The organism is Paenibacillus sp. RC21 (assembly GCF_044907935.1).
Lineage (GTDB): Bacteria > Bacillota > Bacilli > Paenibacillales > Paenibacillaceae > Paenibacillus > Paenibacillus terrae_A.
This window is the reverse complement of the sequence record NZ_JBIYCS010000005.1, coordinates 178,458-202,647: the sequence shown is the minus strand read 5'-3', so window position 1 is coordinate 202,647 and position 24,190 is coordinate 178,458. Positions and strand designations below refer to the sequence as shown.

24 protein-coding genes are annotated in these 24,190 nt (G+C 50.7%); 20 read left to right on the top strand and 4 right to left on the bottom strand.

Annotation, left to right across the window (positions count from 1 at the left end; all coding sequences use genetic code 11):
• Positions 1-403: 403 nt before the first annotated feature.
• Positions 404-2,119 (bottom strand): M4 family metallopeptidase, encoded by a 1,716-nt coding sequence (locus ABIA61_RS17985; protein WP_283653134.1) that lies wholly within the window; start codon positions 2,117-2,119, stop codon positions 404-406.
• Between the two features lie 537 nt (positions 2,120-2,656).
• Positions 2,657-4,432, bottom strand: coding sequence for a M4 family metallopeptidase (locus ABIA61_RS17980; RefSeq protein ID WP_283653133.1), 1,776 nt, complete (start codon positions 4,430-4,432; stop codon positions 2,657-2,659).
• A 563-nt stretch (positions 4,433-4,995) separates the two neighbouring features.
• Here ABIA61_RS17980 and ABIA61_RS17975 point away from each other — a divergent pair.
• The 18 genes from ABIA61_RS17975 (at position 4,996) to ABIA61_RS17890 (ending at position 21,511) form a co-directional block, all read left to right on the top strand.
• Entirely contained in the window at positions 4,996-5,934 is a 939-nt protein-coding gene (locus ABIA61_RS17975; protein WP_283653132.1) for a glycosyltransferase family 2 protein, read from the top strand.
• A complete protein-coding gene (locus tag ABIA61_RS17970; protein WP_349361867.1) occupies positions 5,931-6,866 on the top strand; it encodes a glycosyltransferase family 2 protein in 936 nt (311 codons plus the stop codon). The genes ABIA61_RS17975 and ABIA61_RS17970 overlap by 4 nt, the downstream gene beginning before the upstream one ends.
• Positions 6,863-7,663 (top strand): glycosyltransferase family 2 protein, encoded by an 801-nt coding sequence (locus tag ABIA61_RS17965; RefSeq protein WP_404581093.1) that lies wholly within the window; start codon positions 6,863-6,865, stop codon positions 7,661-7,663. The genes ABIA61_RS17970 and ABIA61_RS17965 overlap by 4 nt, the downstream gene beginning before the upstream one ends.
• The gene (locus ABIA61_RS17960) at positions 7,660-8,391 is read left to right on the top strand and encodes a sugar phosphate nucleotidyltransferase (protein ID WP_283653130.1); all 732 of its coding nucleotides are present in this window, start codon (positions 7,660-7,662) and stop codon (positions 8,389-8,391) included. The genes ABIA61_RS17965 and ABIA61_RS17960 overlap by 4 nt, the downstream gene beginning before the upstream one ends.
• A gap of 72 nt (positions 8,392-8,463) precedes the next feature.
• Entirely contained in the window at positions 8,464-9,945 is a 1,482-nt protein-coding gene (locus ABIA61_RS17955; RefSeq protein WP_404581092.1) for a glycosyltransferase family 2 protein, read from the top strand.
• 119 nt (positions 9,946-10,064) lie between these two features.
• Positions 10,065-10,352, top strand: a complete 288-nt coding sequence (locus tag ABIA61_RS17950) for a hypothetical protein (RefSeq protein WP_025684990.1) — start codon at positions 10,065-10,067, stop codon at positions 10,350-10,352.
• 29 nt (positions 10,353-10,381) lie between these two features.
• Positions 10,382-10,714 carry an alpha-helical endospore appendage domain-containing protein gene (locus ABIA61_RS17945; RefSeq protein ID WP_137060081.1) on the top strand — a complete coding sequence of 111 codons (333 nt, stop codon included), beginning with the start codon at positions 10,382-10,384 and terminating at the stop codon, positions 10,712-10,714.
• Complete coding sequence (locus ABIA61_RS17940; RefSeq protein WP_283653128.1) at positions 10,714-10,998, top strand: hypothetical protein; 285 nt, start codon at positions 10,714-10,716, stop codon at positions 10,996-10,998. The genes ABIA61_RS17945 and ABIA61_RS17940 overlap by 1 nt, the downstream gene beginning before the upstream one ends.
• Positions 10,999-11,010: 12 nt before the next feature.
• The gene (locus tag ABIA61_RS17935) at positions 11,011-11,370 is read left to right on the top strand and encodes a FliH/SctL family protein (RefSeq protein WP_283653127.1); all 360 of its coding nucleotides are present in this window, start codon (positions 11,011-11,013) and stop codon (positions 11,368-11,370) included.
• Positions 11,371-11,551: 181 nt separating this feature from the next.
• Positions 11,552-12,643: a CgeB family protein gene (locus ABIA61_RS17930; RefSeq protein WP_283653126.1), complete on the top strand. Its 1,092-nt coding sequence runs from the start codon at positions 11,552-11,554 to the stop codon at positions 12,641-12,643.
• 33 nt (positions 12,644-12,676) lie between these two features.
• A complete protein-coding gene (locus ABIA61_RS17925) occupies positions 12,677-13,795 on the top strand; it encodes a CgeB family protein (protein WP_404581091.1) in 1,119 nt (372 codons plus the stop codon).
• 60 nt (positions 13,796-13,855) lie between these two features.
• Entirely contained in the window at positions 13,856-15,535 is a 1,680-nt protein-coding gene (locus ABIA61_RS17920; protein WP_404581090.1) for a glycosyltransferase, read from the top strand.
• 123 nt (positions 15,536-15,658) lie between these two features.
• Positions 15,659-16,750 carry a non-hydrolyzing UDP-N-acetylglucosamine 2-epimerase gene (wecB, locus tag ABIA61_RS17915; protein ID WP_404581089.1) on the top strand — a complete coding sequence of 364 codons (1,092 nt, stop codon included), beginning with the start codon at positions 15,659-15,661 and terminating at the stop codon, positions 16,748-16,750.
• On the top strand, positions 16,743-17,729 hold the full coding sequence (locus ABIA61_RS17910) for a polysaccharide biosynthesis protein (RefSeq protein WP_283653122.1): 987 nt from the start codon (positions 16,743-16,745) through the stop codon (positions 17,727-17,729). Before wecB ends, ABIA61_RS17910 begins: the two co-directional genes overlap by 8 nt.
• Positions 17,726-18,583 carry a dTDP-4-dehydrorhamnose reductase family protein gene (locus ABIA61_RS17905; protein ID WP_283653121.1) on the top strand — a complete coding sequence of 286 codons (858 nt, stop codon included), beginning with the start codon at positions 17,726-17,728 and terminating at the stop codon, positions 18,581-18,583. The genes ABIA61_RS17910 and ABIA61_RS17905 overlap by 4 nt, the downstream gene beginning before the upstream one ends.
• On the top strand, positions 18,541-19,569 hold the full coding sequence (locus tag ABIA61_RS17900; protein ID WP_404519572.1) for an NAD-dependent epimerase/dehydratase family protein: 1,029 nt from the start codon (positions 18,541-18,543) through the stop codon (positions 19,567-19,569). Before ABIA61_RS17905 ends, ABIA61_RS17900 begins: the two co-directional genes overlap by 43 nt.
• The gene (locus ABIA61_RS17895) at positions 19,566-20,282 is read left to right on the top strand and encodes a glycosyltransferase (RefSeq protein WP_283653119.1); all 717 of its coding nucleotides are present in this window, start codon (positions 19,566-19,568) and stop codon (positions 20,280-20,282) included. The genes ABIA61_RS17900 and ABIA61_RS17895 overlap by 4 nt, the downstream gene beginning before the upstream one ends.
• A 29-nt stretch (positions 20,283-20,311) precedes the next feature.
• Entirely contained in the window at positions 20,312-21,511 is a 1,200-nt protein-coding gene (locus ABIA61_RS17890; RefSeq protein ID WP_283653118.1) for a glycosyltransferase family 2 protein, read from the top strand.
• Here the strand turns inward: ABIA61_RS17890 and ABIA61_RS17885 are convergent.
• A complete protein-coding gene (locus ABIA61_RS17885; protein WP_404529636.1) occupies positions 21,508-21,864 on the bottom strand; it encodes a hypothetical protein in 357 nt (118 codons plus the stop codon). The genes ABIA61_RS17890 and ABIA61_RS17885 overlap by 4 nt on opposite strands.
• A 346-nt stretch (positions 21,865-22,210) precedes the next feature.
• Here ABIA61_RS17885 and ABIA61_RS17880 point away from each other — a divergent pair, with 346 nt between their 5' ends.
• Positions 22,211-23,431, top strand: coding sequence for a glycosyltransferase family 4 protein (locus tag ABIA61_RS17880; RefSeq protein ID WP_283653115.1), 1,221 nt, complete (start codon positions 22,211-22,213; stop codon positions 23,429-23,431).
• 22 nt (positions 23,432-23,453) lie between these two features.
• Entirely contained in the window at positions 23,454-23,627 is a 174-nt protein-coding gene (locus ABIA61_RS17875) for a hypothetical protein (protein WP_283653114.1), read from the top strand.
• Positions 23,628-23,759: 132 nt separating this feature from the next.
• Here ABIA61_RS17875 and ABIA61_RS17870 read toward each other — a convergent pair whose 3' ends face one another.
• Positions 23,760-24,182 (bottom strand): hypothetical protein, encoded by a 423-nt coding sequence (locus tag ABIA61_RS17870; protein ID WP_283653113.1) that lies wholly within the window; start codon positions 24,180-24,182, stop codon positions 23,760-23,762.
• Between the last annotated feature and the right edge of the window lie 8 nt (positions 24,183-24,190).

Genomic DNA, 24,190 nt, shown 5'->3' with positions numbered 1-24,190 from the left:
TTATGGATAAGAATGCGAAGAGGATGGAAAGAAATTACCTTATGCAAAAAAATGGGGATTATTTTTTTTCCATTCTATCTTCTAAGCTTTGATATTAGCACAGAGATTGTCGAACGAGAAGATTTATCTTACAAATAACTCCAAAATGATTCGATAGTCCCAAAATATTAATTTTTTTGTCATAATTCGTCGAATAAATAGAAAATCATATAGTCGAACAGGCATCACGATGAAAAAAAGGGGCATCCCGTTGAACGGGACGCCATAGACTCAAGGAGGAAGGGGTACAGACTTACACTGCACCCCTATTTTTGGTCCGCTTATGAGCAGGATCAGATGATACCCACACAACAGGCTTCTGTCTACTGAATGAGGATCAATTGCGAGGAATACGGAATATGATTTACTTGATTCCTACAGCATCAAAGGATTGAATAGCGCTAGTTACTGCTAGCGAATCAGTACCATAGAAATCCTTGGCCGCCTGTATAACAGCAGCCCGCGCATTAGAGAAGTTGGAGGTAGAGGTCAAATAGTTCGTAAAGGCATTATAGTAGATGTATACAGCCGCTTCGCGTCCGATACCGGTTACCGTTACACCATGGGATGTACCGCCTTGTGCCAGCAAATAATAGGCTTTGTTGATAATACCGCTATTTGTATGGACTCCTCCTTCATCATCATTGTTAGGGTCAGGGTAAAAATTGGAATAGTGATCCGGCTGGCCATATTTTGCAGGGTCGGATAGAGAGCGCAGAGCGTCGCCCGGAATGTTAGGCGTATAAATGCCATCGCCAAGGAGCCAGTTGCTGCCATCCATATCATTACCCATAATATCTGAGAAGGCTTCATTCAGCGCACCTGATTCACCGTAATACTCCAGATTGGAGGTGAACTCTGTGACACCGTGGGTGAGTTCATGCCCCACGACATCGGGATCACCACTGAAAAAGGTAAATAATTTGCCGTCGCCGTCGCCGTATGTCATTTGAGAGCCGTTCCAGAAGGCGTTGTTATATTTTTTGCCGTAATGGACGGTCGAACGGATTTGCATGCCACGTCCATCAATGCTGTTGCGACCAAATTTATTTTTATAATAATCGTAGGTTCTAATAGCGTAGGCATGGGCATCAACAGCCGCCGGATCATCCCATACATTATCCGCATCCGTCAAAATCGTACCCGGCGTTGTCTGACGGTTGGCAGCGGTGTAGGTTACGATTCCATTACTGCGTGTCGAGTCTTTCAACTGATATCCGTTGCCGGAAGCTGTAGTCGTGAACGATTTCATTACACCATCCACGCCGCGGCCGTTGCCCGTTGCGTAGTTGAGGATGTCATACTGGAATACGATTTTTCCGTCTTTGGCATCAATAAAGTAGCGTGTACGCAAAGGTGCAGGCTCCAGAATATTAACCTCTGTCACATAAACCAGCCGTGTAGTCTCACCGTCAGGATAGATGTACAGTTCTGCATTAGGTTCTACACTTGGCTCCAGATTGGCGATTTTGGCAATGGAAATTTGTTCCGGGATGGATATTTCGTTGTTAGATGCTTCTCTGTAAGTGTCTTTACTTACACTGCCTTGATCCTGACTACCCTCAGTAACGTTATCGGTGACGGAAGGGTAGGATTGAATCCGTATAGCGGCTTCTTCATACGCGGTATAGACGGCCTGGGTAGCGCTAATTTTTGGAGTGGTGTCTTCAGTGGCATCTTGTTGTTGATCCTCCGAAATGACGGCGCCCAGATAAGAGGTGACTTTACCTGACTTATTCACATGGATGGTCTGCTCAGCTCCATATACGGGAACCCCGTTTACATATTGCTTCAATCGATAATGGTTTACACCGGATTTGTCGCTCGTGCGATCAATAATGCGAAATTGCTCACGGACACTGGTGCTGTCTGCACCTAGCAGCGTTTTCTTTTGTCGATTCAAATAACTCCATACAATATTGTCACCCGATACGGATGAAGGAGCCTTCCATTGTTCTGCGTGAAAGGTTGGTGTAAGCTGAGTAGGATCGGGAACAGAATTCTCCGCTGCTGAGGCACCAGGTGCTACAGCCCCTAATAACATAGCTCCTCCAAGAAGTGAAACCCATACTTTTTTCATTAAAAACCACTCTCCCCAAATTTAGGTCAGGATGATGTGCATCCTGTTTTGTTTTTTAGGCACGGCGCCATGTATGTAGGTCTTGCTGCTTTTTTAAAACGTGAAGATCATGAAAAAATAAACTTATGCAAAAAAACAAGTTTTATTTTTTTGTGATTAAATCGTCTTGGCTCTGATATTAGCACAGAGAATGTAGGACGAGAAGATGTATATTACAAATTACTCCAAAATGAGACTAAAGACCCTTATTTAGATTGTGTTTGTCTTATTTAGTCGAAATTGATCGAAAATAGTCTTGTTGAAGTGTAAATGATTCCGCAATGGCAATGGCCATAGCATACTGGTTTTAGAGCATCCGCTATGTAGACAAAAAAAGAGCGTCCCGCTGGGGGACGCCATATACATAAGGGGGAAGGGGCGCAGACTTGTACACTGCACCCCTATTTTTTCGTCCATTTTATGAGCTGGGTTGGATGACAGCTGCACAACGACAATGGTCTATGGACGAGGATGAATAAGAGGGATTGCAATTATGATTTAGTTAACTCCTACAGCGTCAAAAGATTTGGCGGCTGCGGTTGCTTGCGCTGAATTCGCACCGTAAAGGTCTTTTGCTGCCTGCACCACAGCGGCGCGTGTATTGGAGAAGTTGGAAGTAGAAGTCAGGTAGTTCGTAAAGGCACTATAGTAAATTTGGACAGCTGCGTCACGACCAATTCCACTTACAGTTACGTTATGGAAGGTACCACCTTGTGCCAACAGATAATATGCTTTATTAATAATGCCGCTGTTGGTATGAACGCCACCGTTATCAGAGCTGCCTTTATACAAGTTGGAATAGTGGTCTGGTTGATCGTACAGGGTAGGGTTAGACATAGAGCGCAGAGCATCACCCGCAATGCTTGGCGTATAAATATCATCGCCTACAAGCCAGTTTTTACGCTGGATGTCATTGCCGATGATGTCCGAGAAGGACTCGTTCAACGCACCGGATTCCCCGTAATAATCCAAATTCGAAGTATACTCTGTAACACCGTGCGTGAGTTCATGACCAACTACATCAGGATCACCACTGAAAGCGATAAATGTGGTACCGTCCCCGTCTCCATAAGTCATTTGGGAGCCGTTCCAGAAGGCGTTGTTGTAGCGGCTGCCGTAATGGACCGTCGAACGGAGTTGCAGGCCACGTCCGTCAATACTGTTGCGTCCGAATTTGTCCTTATAGTAATCATATGTTTTGGCCGCATAAGCATGAGCATCTACGCCGGCTGGATCATTCCAAACGTTATCGGCATCCGTCAGGAGCGTACCTGGAATGGTCTGACGATTGGAGGCCGTGTAGGTCACGATTCCGTTACCGCGTGTTGTGTCTTTTAACTGATAACTGCTTCCGGACTGCGTAGTGTTGAACGACTTGGTATCACCAAGCACACCTTTACCTGTGCCCGTCGCTTCATTAATGATGTCATACTGGAATACGATCTTGCCATCATTGGCATCAATGATGTAGCGTGTACGCAGCGGCGCAGGCTCCAAAATATTAACTTCTGTTACATAAACCAGACGCGTCGTATCGCCAGTAGGATAGAAGTACAGCTCAGCTTTAGGATCTACTTCAGGCTGTAAATTGGCGATTTTAGCGATGGAACTTTGTGCTTCTACAGCTTCAATTTTGCTGTCCTTCAAATCAGCAGCTTTTTCAAGACTCAGCTTGTCTTTATCAATATAGGTGGTTTGTTCGTTGTTAGCAGCTTCCGTGTAAGTGTCTTTACTTACACTGCTTTGCTCCTTAGCATCTTTAGAGATCGTATCGTCGAAGGAAGGGAGGGCTTGAATCCGTGTAGCGGCTTCTTCATAAGCGGTATATACGGCCTTGGTAGCGCTGATTTTCGGAGTTGTACCTTCCGTAGCTTCTTGCTGCTGATCCTCAGTAATCACGGCTCCCAGATAAGAGGTGACTTCACCAGACTTGTCCACATGAATTGTCTGTTCAGCTCCATATACGGGAATCCCGTTCACATACTGTTTCAGCCGATAATGACTTACACCAGATTTGTCGCTCGTGCGATCAATAATGCGAAATTGATCACGGACACTGGTGCTGTCCGCACCTAGCAGCGTTTTCTTTTGTCGATTCAAATAACTCCATACAATGTCATCACCTGATAACGATGAAGGGGCCTTCCATTGCTCGGCGTGGAAGGTTGGCGTAAGCTGATTTGGCTCCGAAACGGAACTTTCCGCAGATGCACCAGACGCTACCGACCCTAATAACATAGCTCCTCCAAGAAGCGAAACCCATACTTTTTTCATTAAAAATTCACTCTCCCCGGTTAATGTCAGGATGAAGACCATCCTGTTAAGAAATAGGCATTGCGCCATTTATGTAGGTCGTGTTGTCGTCTGGAACATGAAGAAAATGGAACGTGAAGAAGAAAAGCCGAAGTGTCTTTCATGGAAGCGTGTGTGAAAAGAGGGTATTGCATGTGAAGCGTACAGCCTGAAAAGGTGACAAACTCCTCCTTTCCTGTCATATAAGTGAAAGTGGAAAAAAGGCGGATAATGGAAAGAAGTTTACTTATGCAAAAAAAACAAATGCTGAATTTTTGAACTCCCATCATCTGGCTCTGATATTAGCACAGAGAATGACGAACGAGAAGATGTATGTCACAAATTTATCCAAAATGATTCTTTAGACCCTAATAACTGATTTATTCAATAGGATTAATAAGTTTTGTAAAATAAAGTCGAAAATTGCTTTGTCGAAAAGACTCCACGCTTGCCGTTACACACGGGTTTTAGAACGCATAGGTTATGTTGAACTGTCCTAATCATGCTGTCTATCCATACAGCAGCAAGGGAGGTGAGGCGGGAGCATGAGGAAGCAGACAAGATTTGGATTCAAGGCTCATCGCAGGCGGCATTCCAGTGCTAATAATCCCTACTCAAAGGTATGGCTGCCTGTACGAACGCCATCCGTGCATATCACCCCGTACCTTGTAACAAGAAGGGGACCAGGCACAGAAGCAGAAGCACAGACAGGTGAAGAACGGCCATCCGGTTCGTCTTCGGCGGGAAAACTGCTGGTATCCGTCATCATTCCGGCTATGAATGAGCAAAAAACGATCGGGGCTGTTGTCCGTGAGGCACGCCATGTTCATCCACACACCGAGGTCATCGTGGTCGAGAACGGATCAAGCGACAGGACGGCCAAGGCGGCAAAAGCGGCGGGCGCGCGAGTGCTTTCCTTTCCGCAACCCTTGGGGCATGATATTGGTCGCCGTATTGGAGCGGAAGCGGCTTCCGGGCAGGTACTGCTTTTTCTGGATGGTGATATCGTTATTCCCTGCGTCAGACTCAAGCCATTCATACAAGCTGTATGTGCGGGAGCGGATGTTGCACTGAATGATTATCATGGGCCAGTAGACCGTACGTCGGTGCATCCTGTGGTTGAAGCAAAGCATGTATTGAATATTTTGTCGAACCGTGCTGATTTAGGAGGGGCATCCATGACTGGAATTCCGCATGCCATAAGTCGAAAGGCCTTAAATAAAATAGGTCTAAAGTCCTTGGAAAAACCTCCGTTATTTCAGGCCATGACGATTACCTCCGGCTTGCGGGTGGTGACTGTTCGTGGAATAGCCGTGGGTAAAGTGAATGCGACCCGCAAAAAAATGAATGGCAGGGACCCGCTTGTGGATGTGGTCGTACAGGATCATCTTGACGCGATTGCCTGGCTTACATCACATTTGGGAACGCGTGCAGGATATACGGATTTGAAGCGCAAACGGATCAGAAACGAGGTGAGGCCGTGAGCAGAATGTATCGAAAAGGGAGGCGTGATGACCGAAGCCGGGGCATACGACGTGTACAGCGAAGACATGGAACGACGACTATGATGGATAGCCGCAGGGTGAGGAAACCCGCGCCCCGGCGGGGGAAAATGACCGAAGCAAATCCGCTGGAGGTACGGGCATTGCCCGGGGATATGCTGCTGCGGGGGACAGCCGCCGCAGTGGTCAGCGCCTGCAACGAGGAATCTACGATTGGTGGGGTGCTGAGCGAGCTGGAAAAGCTGCCTCTTACGGACATCATCGTCGTATTGAACGGTTGCACGGATGGCACGCGTTCTATAGTAGCGGAGCATCATCCGGGTGTGACTCTCGTCAGCGTGCCGACTCGGCTCGGGCATGATGTCGGACGGGCGGTAGGCGCACGTATGACGCAGGCTGAAATCGTATTGTTCGTAGACGGGGATCTGCCGATTCCTGCGTTTGACTTGCTGCCGTTCCTCTATGCAGTGGATCAAGGAACGGATGTGGCACTTAATGATCTGAGCAGACATTTGCCACCTTACTTCCGGCAGGACAGCGTGACCCGGTGCAAAGGGTTCCTGAACCGCGTGCTGCGCAGGCCGGATCTGGGAGCAAGCTCCTTGACCGCTGTGCCGCACGCGTTATCACGACGTTCGCTGGAGCTGCTCGGCCCTGCTATGCTCGCTGTTCCGCCGAAAGCCCACGCTATGGCGATACTGCACGGTATGAAGGTGACGGCAGTACATGCCGTAGACGTCATTGGAACAAACCGCAAGCGGACTATCAATATCGGCAAAGGGAATGCCATGGAGCAATTGATCGTCGGCGATCATGCGGAGGCACTGGCTGCGGTGTTTCAGGTAGCCGGAGCTTTCCCGTTGGGACCTGTTCCAACACGGGCCGACGTCGCTAAAGGGAGGAATGCACGATGAGTCTGACGAGCATTATTATTCCGACCTATAACGGTTTGCACCTGCTCAAGCCGTGTATTGAGGCGATTAGGACACATACGACAGATGTGCCTTATGAAATTATTGTTGCGGACAACGCTTCAAATGACGGAACGGATGATTTTTGTGAAGCCGAGCGGCTGATCAGCATCCGTCTCCCCGAAAACCGGGGTTTTCCGGCAGCTTGTAATCAAGGGCTTCGGCTGGCTTCGGGTGATCAGCTCATCATTTTGAATAATGATGTGACGGTTACACGGGGATGGTTATCCAATATGCTGGTTGCATTGCGGAGCCAAAGCACAGTGGGACTGGTGGGACCAGTGACGAATTATATTAGCGGTACTCAGCAGATTGACGGATTAGCAGGGGATCTGGATAGCTGTCTCCAGTTTGCAGAGCAGAATAATGCAAGTAATCCGTCCAGATGGCAGGAGGTCAAGCGGCTGGTCGGGTTTTGTCTGATGTTCCGGCGTGAGCTGATGGAACGGATCGGATTACTGGATGAACGGTTTAACCCCGGGCATTATGAGGATGACGATTATTGTCTGCGCGCACGTGTACATGGCTACAAGCTGTTGATGTGCAGTGACTGTTTTGTCTATCACCAGGGGAGTGCGAGCTTTTCACGCTCGGAATCTGCCTGGGTCGAAGAGTTGATTGAGCGGAATTATCGTTTGTTTATGGACAAATGGAACATAGACCCCAGAGCGTTTATTGAGACTGGAAATAGCGGAGCTTTAGGCACTGAACATGCTGTCGAAGGAGGAAGGAAGATATGAAAGGGGTTATTCTCGCAGGAGGAACCGGATCGCGCCTTCATCCGTTGACTTCATTACTCAACAAGCATCTGCTTCCGGTCGGCAAGTATCCCATGATCGTGTATGGTATCGAAAGACTGCGACAGGCGGGAATTACCGATATGCTTCTTATTATTGGCAAACAATCGGCCGGGCTGTACACCGATTTTCTGGGTAGTGGCAGCAATTATGGTGTCCAACTGACGTACCGGATTCAGGAAAAGGCGGGCGGCATTGCGGAAGCACTGGAACTGGCGAAAAGCTACATGGAGCCAGGAGAAAAATTCACTGTTTTGCTGGGTGATAATTTGTTCAAGGAAGATCTGGGACCTGTTATTGAACGGTTCGGGCAGCAGCCTCCGGGGAGCGCCAGAGTATTGTTAAAAAAGGTGGCAGATGCCCATCGCTACGGAGTACCCGTGTTTGATCCCGAGCGGCCGGAGAGCATTGCGCGGATTGAAGAAAAGCCGCAGCATCCCCAGTCCAGATATTGTGTAACTGGCATCTACATGTATGATACCACCGTGTTCGATAAGATCCGGCAAATTACGCCTTCGGCGCGTGGTGAGCTTGAAATCACGGATGTTAACAACTGTTATGCGGCTGAGGGCAAGCTTGAATACGATATTTTGCGGCGGTATTGGAGCGATGCGGGGACCTTCGATTCCCTTCAGGAAGCCGGGGCAAAAATGAAAGGGCTTCTGCCCTGATCTCAGCGATACACCATCCGGCCGGGCTAGGCATATAGTATGGACATAATGCCACCCGGAGGAGTGAACGGCATGAAACGCCTGAGTATAAAAAGGAAACACAGCAAGCGGCTCAGTAAGAAAGGCTATTGGGCGGGATATAAAAGGGGTCGGGAGCAAGGCAGCAGATTGGGCCAGGCTTCGTTCGGCAAAGTCTTTGAAGGCGTCAGTATTATCATTCCGTCCTATAATCAGCTTCATCGTCTTCGCACCTGTATTGATCGTATTGAGGAAAATACAAGCTGTCCGCATGAAATCATCGTGGTGGATTGCGGCTCAACGGACGGGACACGCACCTATCTGCTGCGTAAAAGCATCGCTGTGCGTTACGCGCTACTCCAAAAGGATATCCATTTGACAGGCAGCTTGAATCAGGGACTGATGATGGCGAAAGGCACGACCATTGTGGTGCTGGACCCAAATGCGCTGGTAACGCCAGACTGGCTGGATCGACTGCTAGAGTGCTTGCACAGTGATCCACGTATTGGTGTCGTCGGACCTGTAACGAACGGTCCGTTCGGAGAGCAACAGATTGAGGCACCTTATACGAACGAAAATGAAGCACGTCTTTTCGCCATTTCTCATAATGTTTCCAATCCGGCTGCATGGCGGGAAACCAAAAGCCTGGCCGGATTTTGTTTACTGCTGAGCAGAGAGACGCTGGAAAAGACGGGGTACTGGGACGAAGGCTGTCACAGCGGTCAGGAAGCAGATGCAGATTGGCTGCTGCGTGTACGCTTGTTGGGGACACGTCTGGCCATTGCGGGAGATGCTTTTATCCATTGCACAGAAAGTGATCGGGATACGGCTTATGCCTCTCCCCAGACGACCGGAGAAGGCGGTTTGATGGAGGAAAGCAGCCGGAACCGATCCTTTTTTGTACGAAAATGGGGGGGGGCGGATAAGCTGCTCCACAGCCTGAAATTCGGCACAGCAGCAGAGCTGGACAGCCAGATATCGCCAACCAAGGCCAGACACGTGTCGGCGGCAACCTTTTATCCCATTGGAGCGCTCGTTCAGGGACCGTCTGGTGCAATATATCGGCTGGAGCCGGGGGGAAGGCGGCTTCTGCATGGAGTCAGGGATGCAGGAGGCGAAGACGTTGCCCCGGTCAGGGTATCACAGCTTGATCTAATGGCGCTTCCGTTGGTGCCAAAGCCAGAGGTTACGATTCCCGGCGATTATGATCCTGTAAACGAGATTTCGCCTCCCGCATCCCTTGTGCCAGAGGAAGCTGTTCCGGTGCTGGCGGCTCCGGAACTGGAGAACATGCCCGTGTTGCCCACACTTAATATCCCGGCTCAACGCATACGATGGATTGAGGTCCTTTATGTCGAAGGCGGGCAACTGTATCAAATCGGGAACGGCTGGAAAAGATCGTTCCTTACCCCCTATGCCGCCATGAGCTGGCTGGCGGCTGATTACCGGATTCGGTTGGTGTCCCCCGGAGATTTGTCGGATTTGGCGGAGGAGCAGCCCATTATTGCGCCACCTGTGCTGCACGGGCATTTGTAATGATCGGAATAGGCGCTTTTAGGCGGAACCGACTACTCGTTGCGGCATACGCTGTAGTAGCGGAAAGCCCGTAGGCAATTCGTGCGTTCCGCACGGCGGAGCACATAAAGGAGGGGCTTATGCATAACCAGGTAGATGATTTGCTGATCCATATTTCGCACTCGCAGCAGCAGATGTCAAGGCTGTTGGATGCGGAACGGCAGGTGGTCGTGCGCATGTCGCAGATCATACATGAACTGCCGGACGAAGAGCCGCGTTTTGATGGAATTCCGGGCATTCTCGACAGCTCGGGACAAGTAAACAAAAGCATTGTTGCCTACTTGAACGGTATTGCCGATCTTCAGGAAGCAATGGCTGAAATGCTCGTTCGTGTCGTGAAAGAGACGGCATACCCGGACGAGGAGTAACGTACCAACCGAGGGCAGGGAGTGAACACATGAGTAGGGAAAAAGCAATGATTCATATGCTGGACGCAGCTTCCAAAATGCAATGGAATGTGTCCATGATCCTGGAGGCCAAGGCGGTAGAAGCCGAAAAAATGCGTAATTGGACGCTGAACCATCTGGAGCCTCACGCATTTGACACGGATGAAGAACAATTGGGACGGCCTTTGGAAATTCATGAGCAGATGGTGGAAATGCTGGAGGGTTTAACCCGGCTTCAAACCGGACTATGCAGTAATCTCAAGGCATTACTGGATCAGGATGAGCAGCAGGGTGGCGGATTGGAAGGGATGATGGGAGGAATGGGACCGGGGGATATGAGCTAATGAGTATGAGGCGCGAACGTGAGATCAAGCTGGATATGATGGAGTCCATTGCTACCAGCCAGCACGCCGTTGCTCGGATGCTGAGCAGTCTTGCGGACTTGACGCCCCATGCGGATATGTCCGCTACCCGTCTGGAGGAAACCATTCGTGTGCTCAGCAACTACCAGGGGAAAATCACGCAGATGTTGGCGGGCATACCATTAAGACGGCAGGTGTATGGTAAACCGACTCAGCCGTGGCTCCAACTGCCTGTTCCAAAAACGCAACAACGACGAGGAAACTAAGGAGGAATGAGAATGAGAATACGGTGGGAACGCGTTACGCGGGGAAAAGCCCGCAAAAGACGCAAAAGTACCCGGCGTTCGAGTATCCGAAGATTAAAGCTGAGAAGAAAACGTCTGCTTGCTTTAAGACGGCGTAAAAGAGGGCTTCACTCCGCCCGTAGAAGTCGTCCTCATCTGCGTCGGGAGAAAAAACCTCAGCCCACCCAGTCTACAGCTCCTGCAGCGGAAAATCCACAGCCCGAGCCTGTTGTGCTGGAGCATGATCCGCAGGCATTCCAGCAGGGATATGATGCTGCCTATAACGAGGGCTTCAATTCAGGCTTTGCCAAAGGCTACGAAGAAGGACACCAAGTCGCATACAAGGCCCAGTAAACCGTGAACATCATCTATTGTAACTGATCCCCCGAAGCTAACAGCCTCGGGGTTATTTGTTGTTTGGCAGATGGACGGGCAAACGCCAATTTTGTCCGGGCAGTGGCAGTCGTCCATGATGCGTTTGACCCCTCCGCATATAGTTTAGGAGTGACAGAAGTTTATTCTACAACAGGACAGGGTGAAGGATGTGAACGATCAACGAAGCGGGAATGAACGCGAAGCCTATCGATGTGGCTACCGGGAAGGACGCAGAATGGGGGGGTGCACGGCTGCTCTGTCACAGGTCGTGGCCACGGTGCCTGCTGTTCGCCATTTGAAAGTGCTGTATATCCCGCAAGGCTTCGCCGCAATAGACACAGGGGTACAAGAGGCATTAAGCCAAATATGCAGTGAATTCATCATCGGTACTCCTGCCAGAATGCTGGCTGACGCCGAAGCCCATCGACCCGAGCTCGTACTGGTCATGAACGGGCTGCATGTTTTTCCACCGGATCATTTGGAGCAGGTGCAGCAAATACGGGGCCTGGGTATTCGGACGGCCATATGGTTTGTAGATGATCCTTACTTTACGGAGGATACGGCGTTGATCTGCCAATCCTACGATGTTGTATTTACGCACGAGATGTCATGCCTGCCGTTTTATCGAGATCAGGGAGTGGCAAAGGTACATTATTTGCCGCTTGCTGCGTCAGCCCGGATCTTTTATCCCCAGCGGGTGGAGCGGGAGCACCAGCATGACATTTGCTTCATCGGGAATGCCTTCTGGAACCGCGTAAAGCTGTTTGACCACCTCGCTTCTTTTTTAGCGGATAAAAGGGTGCTGATCGTGGGTGGAAGCTGGGATCGGCTGACCCGTCGGGATGTGCTGGAACGATTTATCCGTCCAATCTTCATGGAGCCGGAGGAAACAGCCAAATATTATAACGGCTCCAAAATTGTTATCAATCTGCATCGTCCGACGGACCCCGGACTGGATAACCGGAATACACATCAGCTGTCGGCGGAGTCCATTAATCCCCGGACCTACGAAATTGCTGCCTGTGGCACGCTCCAGATGACGGACATTCGGAAGGATCTGAGCCGCTATTACCGACCGGGCTATGACATTGAAACCTTTGGTGGAGTAGAAGAGTTGAAGGTCAAGCTGGACTACTATCTCAAGCATGACTGGGAACGTGAACGCATGGCCTGGCGCGGGCTGCACACCACCATGCAAAAGCATCTGTACACAAATCGTATGGAAGAATTGCTGGACAAGGCGATGGCCTAAAGTAAACACCAAAAACAGTGAGGAGTGAAAGTGATGACGATATCTACGACAGGACCGTTTGACCCGGCCACAACTTCCTGGGAAAAGGGGAGAGCTGCGGGAATCAGTGACGGTTACGACGAAGGCTATTTGCGCGGACGCGCCAATGCGATTCTTACCCGGACGAAGGCGGTCTTTCCTTTTCGACAAATCCATGTACTGTATGTAGTCTCCGGTAAAGGTCTTCCCTATTCTCCACTGGATGAAGCGGTTATTACCACGTTGCAAAGTATGACGGCTCAGGTTACTGTAACCGACCCGCGTCAGCCCGTAGGTGGTATCGCTGCTCAGCTCCGTCCGAATCTGGTGCTGGCGCTGGATGGGATGGACCTTCCACTGGAGCAGGTGGAAGCGGTGCGTCAGTTGGGCATTCCGACCGCCATCTGGCTAACGGATGATCCCTATTACACGGACACGACGACCCAAATTGTCCCGCATTATGACCATGTGTTCACGCTAGAGCTGAATTGCATTGAAATGTACCGTCAGCTTGGCTGCCCATCTGTACATTACTTGCCCTTTGCGGCATTTCTGACTCAATATTTCCCGCTTAGCTCTCCCGCTTCTGTACGGCGTGAAATCGGGTTTACCGGCTCGGCCTACTGGAATCGCATCTATTTCTTTAATCCGATTATGCCGCAGCTCATGGCTCGTAATATTAAAATCAACGGAATCTGGTGGGATCGTCTCCCTGATTATCAATCGTACGGAGACAAAATCGAGATAGGCCGCTGGATGTCTCCGGTCGAGACGAATGATACGTATAATGGCAGCAAAATTGTCATTAATCTTCATCGTTCGCATCAGGATGATTCAGTGAATAACAATGCGCTGAAAATTCCGGGGGCGTCGCCGAATCCGCGCACGTTCGAAATTTCTGCCTGCGGCACCTTGCAACTGACCGACACACGGGATGATCTGGCTCGTTTTTACAAGCCGGGAGAAGAGATCGAGACGTACAGTTCCCAACAGGAGCTGCTGGAGAAGATTGAGTTTTATTTGACGCACGAAAAGGAACGCCGTGAGATTGCCTTGCGTGCTCTGGAACGGACACTGCGTGAGCACACGTATGGTCACCGGATTGACCAGCTGCTGTCGATCGTATTTCCATAATTCGGTTCATACGCCCGATGATTGCTATTTTAAAGGAGGTGAACTCCGATCAAACCGAAAATGATGCTATTCAGCCATGTCAGCAATGTCCGCAGCATTACGGGAGCGGAGAAGCTGTTATTGCAATTTTGTGTAGACATTCGTACGTACTTCGACTGCATTCTGGTGACGCCCGGTGAAGGGCGGCTGACCACGATTGCCCGCAAGCGCGGGATTACCGTCCAAATTCAGAACCTGCCCATGCTGCACGGCATGTATACCCCGTATGAGGGATTGGCGCAAGATGCGGAGAATTTGCGAAACCATGCTTCATACGCATCGTTGCTTCAGTTGCTACAGCAAGCGCGTCCAGATGTGGTGCTGGTCAATACCTGTGTGAACGTCATGCCCGCGATGGCTTCCCATGAGTCGAATATTCCAGTGGTCTGGAAAATAACCGAAGTCATTAACCAGAATGAGCATACACCTGTCTCGGTCTCCATCATCGAGCGTTACAGCCGATGGGTCATCGGTATTTCGCAAGCCGTCTTGCGGCCTTTGCACGGGGCGGGGCTGACACGTCCGCATACGGTGTTGTCTCCTTGTCGGGATATGGATATGCCGCCGCACAAAGAGCATGTACTGCAACGGAAACGCAAACGTGAAAAGCTGGGGTTGAAGGAATCGCATATCTGTATTGGTTATATTTCTTCCTTTATCTGCGAAGCCAAAGGACTGTTACCTTTTGTTCAAATGGCTCTGAAGCTGTGTGAAACGAATTCGAGCTGCCGCTTCTGGATCATCGGCAGCTCGGTGGACTCGGAATATTACGTGAAATGCGTTTCTTTAATCCGCAAATCCCGTTACAGCCGCCGATTCCAGTTCAGCTCATTTGAGGAATCTGTATCCACCGCATATAGCGCGATGGATATGGTTGTCATCCCGAGCATGGTGGAGGAAGGCTTTGGTCTGACGGCACTGGAGGGGCTGGTTTACGGAAAGCCGGTTGTGGCCTTTGCGCAGGGCGGACTGGTGGAGCTGATGGAGGCGACCGGAAATACTGAGTTTTTGGTAGAGCCGGGAAACAGCGATATGCTGGCTGAAAAAGTGGGCTATCTGCTCAATCATCCCGAGGAAGTGGAACGGATTGGTGTACGGAACCACAGCGCGGCTACACGTGTATACGGGTCTGATTCCTACCAAAACAACCTGCACGTCATGGCCAGCCAATGGGTGTGTCATGATCCGCAGTGGTTCCCGCTGATTCAGCAGCCGGGTGGTCCGGTATGGACGCGGGAGGGAGAAGGGCTACGTCAGGTCATCGCTATACCGGAGGCATGTACCAGCGCTATTCGAGAATTTCCCGAATCGCTGGTTGGCCAACTGCCTGTGCTCGGTTTGCCACCTATCGAGTATGCAGCCATTCCGGGCTTGCCACAGCCACCCCCTCCTTTACCGGAGCTACAGCCAGACCTGCATCATGGCAAGCGTGGCATTCGAGCGAGATGGCCAGCGGCCCGCAAGCAAAGCAGACCCCGCAAGCGCAAGGGTAAGAGCAACGCCAGCAGCAGGAGCTATCGCATTAACTGGTTTCCGCTGTCAGGGCTTCTGCCGAAATCCAAGTCCAGACAGAAACCCAGGTTGAAGCGGAAGCTCAAACGAAAACACAAGCTCAAGCCTGTGTCGAGGCGTCCGCATCCGCACAAGCGGAAGCGGCTAACGCTCAAGGCTGGACGCCACAAAAAACAACGGTCCGGGTGAAAGCACGCCGGACCGTTGAGGTGAACGTTTAGCTGGAGCACAGACAGTTTGCTGGATGGCTATCTCACGCATTAAACTCCACAGTTTAATGAAACAACGACAGCAAAGGTGGGTTCCAACACAATGAAAATATTGACCGTGCTCGGCACAAGACCGGAAATTATACGGCTCAGCCTGATCATTCCGAAGCTGGATCGCCATGCAGACCAGCATGTGCTTGTGCATACGGGCCAAAATTACACGGAAAGCCTGAGCGGGCAATTCTTCCGCGAACTGGGGCTGCGTGCCCCGGATTATGTGCTTCAGGAGAAGGCGGGAACGCTGGGCAAACAGTTGTCTGCCATGTACTCGCAGATGGAGGATATTTTAAACAAGGAGCGCCCGGATCATGTGCTGCTGCTCGGCGATACGAACAGCGCCCTGTGCGCCTTGCTTGCGGAACGTATGGGCTACCCGGTCGTGCATATGGAGGCGGGGAACCGCTGCTACGATCTGGATGTGCCGGAAGAGAAGAATCGCCGCGTCATTGACGCGATTTCTACGATTAATATGCCGTATACGGAGCAAAGCAAGCAGCATCTAATACGGGAAGGCTTTCCGAGCCAACAAATTGTATTGACTGGAAACCCGATTTACGAAGTGATGCAGCATTACGAGAAAGAGGTGTCCGGCAGCGACATTTTGAAGAAGCTGGGACTGTCGCCAGGGCAATATTTCCTGGTAACCGCCCACAGAGCCGAAAATGTCGACCATCCGCCACATTTGCTGGCTATTCTGGATGGCCTGAATCGGGTAGCACAGCAGTCCGGACAGCGGGTCATTTGCAGTATTCATCCTCGCACCGCCGCTCGTATCGCGAGCCATCCGCCGATCCAGCTTGATCCGCTGGTGGAATTCCATGAGCCGTTCGGTTTTTTTGACTTCGTACTGCTGGAGCGGCATGCCCGCTGCGCTTTGACGGACAGCGGCACCGTACAGGAGGAATGCTGCATCATGGGTGTGCCGACGGTCACGATGCGCCGGACGACGGAACGGCCGGAAACCGTAGATTGTGGCAGCAATATCGTGTCCGGGTTGGATGGAGAGGTTATAGCGAACGCAGTAGTCTTAATGACCGGGATGAAGCATAAGTGGCAGTGTCCCGCAGGTTATCTGGCGGAGGATGTGTCAGATAAGGTAGTCAAATTTTTGCTTGGAGGGAAACGGCATGTTTGAAAACCAACGTATCTTGGTTACCGGCGGTACCGGCTCCTGGGGGCATGAGCTGGTTGCCCAGCTACTGCCGCGTAACCCCAAAGAGGTCATTATCTTTTCGCGCGGAGAATCGAGTCAGGTTGCGATGAACAGGCAGTTTGAGGATGAACGACTTAGCTTCTGCATCGGGGATATTCGGGATAAGGATGCACTGGTTACCGCCTGTCAGGGTGTGGATTATGTATTTCATTTGGCGGCTCTCAAGCACGTACCTGTATGTGAAGATCAGCCCTATGAAGCACTAAAAACGAACGTGGTAGGCACCCAAAACGTGATCGAAGCCGCTGTCATCAATCAGGTCAAGAAAGTCATTTATATCTCCACTGACAAGGCTGCGAATCCATCCAATTTTTACGGGATGACCAAGGCGATTGGTGAAAAACTGATCGTCTACGCCAATCTGCTGAATAGCGATACACGATTTGTGACGGTGCGTGGCGGTAACGTATTGGGCACGAACGGAAGCGTGGTGCATCTGTTTCAAAGCCAGATTCGCCAAAAGGGTACCGTTTCGATCACGGATATGAACATGACCCGTTTTTTCCTGACCCTGCGTGATGCGATCAGCCTTCTGTTCAAAGCCTCGGTGGAAAGTGTAGGCGGGGAAATTTTCATCATGACCATGCCAACCTGCCGCATTGTGGATTTGGCAGAGGTGCTCATCGAGGATTCGGGCGTGGAGAATGTAGAAATTGTAGAAAAAGGTGTCCGTCCTGGCGAGAAAATTCATGAGATTTTAATGAGCGACTTTGAAAGTCTGACGACGGTCGTATACGACGAGCAATATTTAATCATTCTGCCAACGCTGAATATCCCTCAACTAAAGGATCGATATAAGCAATGCCCTCCAGTGTCGTTCAGCAGCTTTAGCTCAGAGTTCAATCTGATGTCTAAAGCGGAGATTCGAAGCATTCTCCAGAGCGGGGGGTTCATTAAATGAAGCTGCTTATTTTGGGCGGTAACGGCATGGCAGGCCATGTGCTGGTCGATTACTTTCAAAAGCAGGGCGGATATCATGTGTTCTACACCACGCGTGATCCCAAGAATAAAGGGGGTCTGCTGCTGGATGTGAATGACAGCTTTATGGTGGAGCAACTGGTGCGGAGTGTGCGACCTGACGTCATTATTAACGCGGTGGGTGTGCTAAACCAGTATGCCGGAGCGGATCAGATTACAGCATATCAAATTAACGGCCTGCTGCCGCACTTTCTCCAGCGGACGGCGGACAGAATCGGTGCTCGGTTCATTCATATCAGTACGGACTGTGTATTCGAGGGGACGCGGGTACCCGGTTTATATGCAGAAACGGATCAACCTGACGGGACAAGCGCCTATGCATTGACGAAAATACTCGGGGAAGTAAAGGCGCCGGGCCATCTGACGATTCGCACCTCCATTATCGGCCCGGAAATCCGGCCGGGGGGCATTGGTCTGCTGAACTGGTTCTTGCAGCAGAGTGGGGACGTTGACGGGTATCGCCGCGTCTTTTGGAACGGGGTTACAACACTGGAGCTGGCAAAGGCTATACAGGTGTTGATGAATGAGCCGCTAGATGGACTCATTCATCTGGTTCATCCTGAACCGATCAGCAAGTATGATCTGTTGCTGTTGTTCAAGGACATCTGGAAGAGGGAGGATATTCGGATCGTGCTGAAGGATGAGCCGGTTCAAGACCGGACACTTCGTTCTACCCGGGCCGATCTGCTCTACGATGTTCCTCACTACAGCATTATGCTGAAGGAGCTGCTGGAATGGACAGAAGCACAGCGGAACAACGTCGGCCCGTCATTGTAATTACCGGAGCGGCAGGCTATACCGGGATACACGCCTGCCGCCATTTTGCAAAGCTCGGCTGGAAGGTAGCGGCTCTGACCCGCACGGCTGCTTCCGCCCGGGAGCTGATCTTGCAGTTTAACGGTGATGAGAACGTCGGCGTAGATTCCGGCACCAGCTTTTACATCACGTCTTATGTATGCGATTTGCTCGACAAGGAGCGTCTTCGCGAAGTGATTGGCCAGATTGCGCCGGATTATGTGCTCCATCTGGGTGGAAAAAATTCGGTGCCCGAATCTTGGCGAAGCCCGCTGCTCTACATGGAATCCAATGTGCTGTCCACGCTGTATCTGCTGGATGCGCTGCGTCCTTTTCCAAAGGCCCGGATTGTCGTGGCGGGTTCCCGGCTAAAGGCAATTTTGCAGGCTCCGTATCATCCATCGCATCCATATAGTCTCAGCAAAAGCCTTCAAGAAGCAGTCGCCCTCTCCTGGAGCACGTTGTTTGACCAATCCGTCATGCTGGCAGAGCCTTGTAATCTGATTGGGCCGGGTCCATCCACTGGCTTTTGCGCATTGCTGGCGGGTCATATTATCCGTACGGAGCGCACGTACACGGAGCCAGCAACCGAATCAGCATGTGAGCCTTTGCCCGCACTCGAACCCGCACCGTTCCGGGTATCTTCCCGGCATGCGCAGCGTGATTTTCTCGATGTGCGCGATGCCGTCCGCGCATACGGTGTGCTGCTGGAGCAAGGGGTGTCGGGGCAGGTTTACCCGGTTTGCACAGGCCGCATCGTGGAGCTGGGAGATATCGTGGAACGTATGGTTGCAATGGCAGAGACACCTGTTGCCATCGAATGGGGGGACGCGGCAGAGTCAGCGTATATGGATGCATACCGGGCCAAGGAGCTGGAGGATATGGGATGGAGGCCGATCATACCGCTGGGGCAATCGCTGGAGGATATGATTCGATACCGCCGAGTCGGAAAGGAAGGAACGATATGAGACCGAGTGTAACGATCGTCATTCCATTTTATAACTGTGGATACGTGGATAAGGCTGTGCAAAGCGCATTGGAGCAAACCTATGGTCCGCTTGAAATTATTGTCGTTGATGACGGTTCCACGACACATACCGAAATGCTTCAGCCCTATCTTCCATATATATATTATTTGGGCAAATCCAATGGCGGAACAGCCAGCGCACTGAATCACGGCATCCGGCATGCCAGCGGCGAATATATTGCGTGGCTCAGCTCAGATGATATCTATCACAAGGACAAAATTAACAACCAGGTATCCTTTATGGTGGAACAGGGGGCATATATCTCTCACACCAATTTTAATCTTATCAATCAATACAGCCAAATCACGAACCCGCAGGCGGCAGCCGTATTTCCGTCCATACCGGAGTTTTGCCGTTTTTTCCAGCAAGGGAATCCGGTCAATGGATGCACTGTCATGTTCAAAAAGGAACTGTTTGCGCATATCGGTCTGTTCGATGAATTGCTGCCGTACACCCATGATCTGGATATGTGGTATCGAGTCATGTTGGCGGGTTACCCTTTCCCTTTTCTGAACGAAGCGTTGGTTAACTATCGCTGGCATGACGAAATGGGGACAAAAAAGCACTGGCCTGCCGTTGAACGGGAATACAACATAACTCAAGCGCGGTATCGAGATCGCTTCAGCCAGCTGTTGAACGGTTTATCCTCATGAATCCGGAAGTCTGTCAGGGGGAGATTGATATGGTAGATACGGGGGTTGTAATGCCGCTCTACAAACAGGATATCGGTTATCTACAAGCGGCGATTTCGTCCGTACTGGCCCAGAGCTACGGAGCGTTTCGTTTCATCATCGTTATTGACGGAGCGCCGGAAATGGTAGGACCGGCGTTCCATGCAGCAGGGGGGGACCCGCGTGTTCAGTTGATTATACTTCCTGAAAACAAAGGAGTATCACATGCTCTCAACCGGGGGTTCGACGAGTTGTTCGAAGATCCTGCGATCACATATGTGACCTGGGTATCCAGTGACAATGTTTATAATTCATTCTTTATTGAACGATTGCGGAGAGAGCTGGAGCAGGGGCCCGACTCGCTTGGCCTTGTATTCTCCACTTTCCGCCAGGTTGACGCTGGAGGAAACCCGTTGTATGACGAGCAGCATCAACAAGCGCTGATCCGATACCAGAGCCAGCCACATCACGAATTACTGAACGCCAGCATTGTTGGGGTTTCATTTATGTACAAAAGCCAATATGCCCGTCAGATCGGCGGCTATCGGTTGCAACCCGTGGAGGACTATGATTACTGGCTGCGACTGACCGAGAAGTGCAGCATGAAATTCATCCCGGAGGTCCTTATGGATTACCGGGTGGATTCCGCTTTTAGTGTATCGGCCAGCTTGCACAGCCAGAAGGAGCATCGACGCTGGCGGCACGCATTTCAAGTCGCCAAGCATGAGACGAGAGCGCGCCGGGGTATCCCGCTTGAAATGACCATTTTGATGCCCGTTACGGATATGACTCAGGCTGAGCCGTTGCTGGATCAGCTGCTGGAGCAGCATTACAGCAATTGCTTGGTGCGGTTGCTGGATCTTACGCCTGAACAGGGCGCCTCTTCCTTCCTGCCCATCATGCTCGACCCTCGCCTGATCGTAACTCCAAGACCGCGATATTCCATGAGGGAAGCGCTGATTCAGGCCATTGGGGAAACGGTGACCCGCTTTGTTGTATGCTACGGGGTTAAACCTTATATCGCCGTGACGGATTTGCTGTATCTGACGGATTTACTCCGCCCACTGCCGAATACCCACGTTTTTTCCTACTATACAGATGATCACTCTACCATAGGCAGCGGGCGGGAAGTCACCGCTGTACCGCCGGAATGGAATTACGTGTATTACACCCATCGATTGCATCAGGCGCTGGAACAGGGTCGCTTTTAGCTAACTGGAGACAGGGCCGCAATCGTGGTCAGCTCCGATTGAAGGACACGATGCTCCTGCACAACATTGCCAAACTGGTCCAGACCGAAGTTGGAAAGAACCACATTGGATGGAACAGCGGCGACCACGTTGTATTGCACTTCATAGGCAAGCACACCTTGTATAAAGAAGGTGCGTCGGGCAATGGAGTTTGCAGGTACGTTAACTGATGTTACGTACAAGGGGATCTTGGTATCCGGTACGAGCGAGAAAAAAATTTGTATGGTCACGGTTGCTGCGTTTACCGTATCCTCATTCACCAGATTCACAACGACATTGGAGCAGGCAGTACCAAAATCCCTAGTGTTTGTCATATATCCGGTTGTAAAAGCCAAAACAATCATCCTCTCGAATACAGAATATTGGAAAATCCCTGTAGGGATGCTTCTATACTATGAATCTACTGAATAGAAAGCTTGTATGGTTGTCAGGAGTCTGCGCATAAAATTTAACAGAGCTTCTGGTAACCAATAGTTCCTTTAATCCTAACGGGAACAGCCCCGGTTCCGGTTGTCACCATCGGTAATTTTATTGATGTGACCATCGTGCCCAATAACGGTTTCTTTGCGGTATGGACAGATGCACTGTCGGGCTCTCAGCAAATTTACGGAAGTAACGGAATGTAGCTTAGCGTACGAGACAGGAGGAGGTGAGGCTGTTGTGAAAATTTTGTTGGCTACCTACTGGCCGATCCCTCATTTGGGAGGCGTGTGGCCGTTTATGCTGCAAATTAAACGACGGCTGGAGCTGCTGGGTCACACCGTGGATTTGATGGGCAACGGACCGGATATACCCAAATACCATATTGTTTTTGAGAATAGGGAGCTGCTGAAGGATCAGTTGTTGCCCATGCTGAACACGAAGCTGAATGAGACGGTTGTACCTGTATTACATCAGGACTCCTGGGTGCAGACGGTGGAAAAAGACCGATACTGCATGGAACTGTCGGCGGCGTATTTTGGAGTTGAACAATACGATGTCATTCATACACAGGATGTCATTGCGACACGTGCCCTAAGCCGGGTCAAACGTAAAGATAGCGCATTGGTCGCCAATATTCACGGCTCGCTGGCCCGCGAAGTCATGATGGCGATGGAACGGGATCAAGAGCCGGGATATCGAGAGTTGTTGGTATGGAAATATTATTGGGCACTGGAGCACTATGGCGCTATATCCGCTGATATTACAATTACATCTACGGAATGGATGAAGCAGACGCTCATTCGTGAGTTTGAAGTGCCCGAGCAACAGATTGCTACTTTCCAATATGGTTTGGATACCGAACACTTCTGGGAGGTTTGCGCGAAGGGGACGGATGTCACACGACCTGAGGGGAAAAAGGTCATTATTTGTCCTTCACGGCTGGTATATATCAAAGGGCTGCACTACTTAATGAGTGCTCTTGGTTTGCTGAAAGATCGGCGCACAGATTGGGTGTGCTGGATTGTCGGAGAGGGAGACAAAAGGGAAGAACTTCAAACACAGGCTGATGAGCTGGGGCTGAGGGAAGAGGTAGTTTTTCTCGGACATCGTGAGGATGTGCCTGCCCTCTTGCAACTGGCGGATATTTTTGTTCATCCGAGTATACAAGATAATCAGCCATTTTCGGTTATGGAGGCGCAGGTTTCGGGGCTTCCGGCAGTGGTATCGGATGCAGGTGGACTCCCGGAAATGGTGGAGCATGAACATACTGGGCTGGTCTCCCCGGTTGGCGATGTGGAGGCGTTAGCAGCTCAATTGCAACATTTACTGGCTCAGGATGATGTGCGTATTGCTATGGGGAACCGAGCCAAAGCATGGGGAACCACGCAGTGGTCTCTGGATGTAATGATTGCACGACTCGTGGATATTTACGCGCAAGCGCTCAAGCAAGTACGTTGATTCGATAGTGAGGAGGGGGATCATGACTTTTCCTGTAGTTGGAGACTTGTACAACCGTATTTTTGAAATCGAGCAATCGCACCTGGATCTGGAGGTGGATTATGAAATATGGAATCGGATTAACACCTCTTTACCAGAACATTATAAGCTACCGGACGCGAACATACTGGAACGTCTGAAACAAGCCACGCGATGAGAGTGACAGTCGTCATTCTGAACCGAAACGTCCGTAATGCATATAAATATTCGACTGTTTCATTATATTTGGAGCAAGTGTAAAAGGCAGGCCGGGGCGTGATTCCCAGCCTGCCTTTTGGGCGATTACAGATCATGTTTCGTCCAGGTTTCCATCAACTGAATCATCGTAAACTGAGCCTTGGATCACGAGTGGACCGGTGACAACGGCCCGACGGTCAGCCGATTGCACAGTCAGGCAATAAACATATGGCGCTGTCTGTTCCACAGTTTCCTCATACCTTAGCTCGGCAAAGCCCTCCTGATAGCAGGAATCCTGCAACCAGTCCAGCACGGGACCCTGACCGTCGTTGCGACGCAGTCGGATAACCAGCTCTCCGATATCCCAGTTGAGCAGCGGATTTTCCCATGCCAAGGAGGCTTCAATGACAATACTTCCTTCAGACTCACTCGCAGGAATGATCAACGTAGATAGCACGCTCTCCTGTTCGGTGACCTGAAAAGGCAGCGCATGTGTGCCTGCTTCGGCTTTGTTTTGTACCGAGTATTTTAGCATACTTTCTT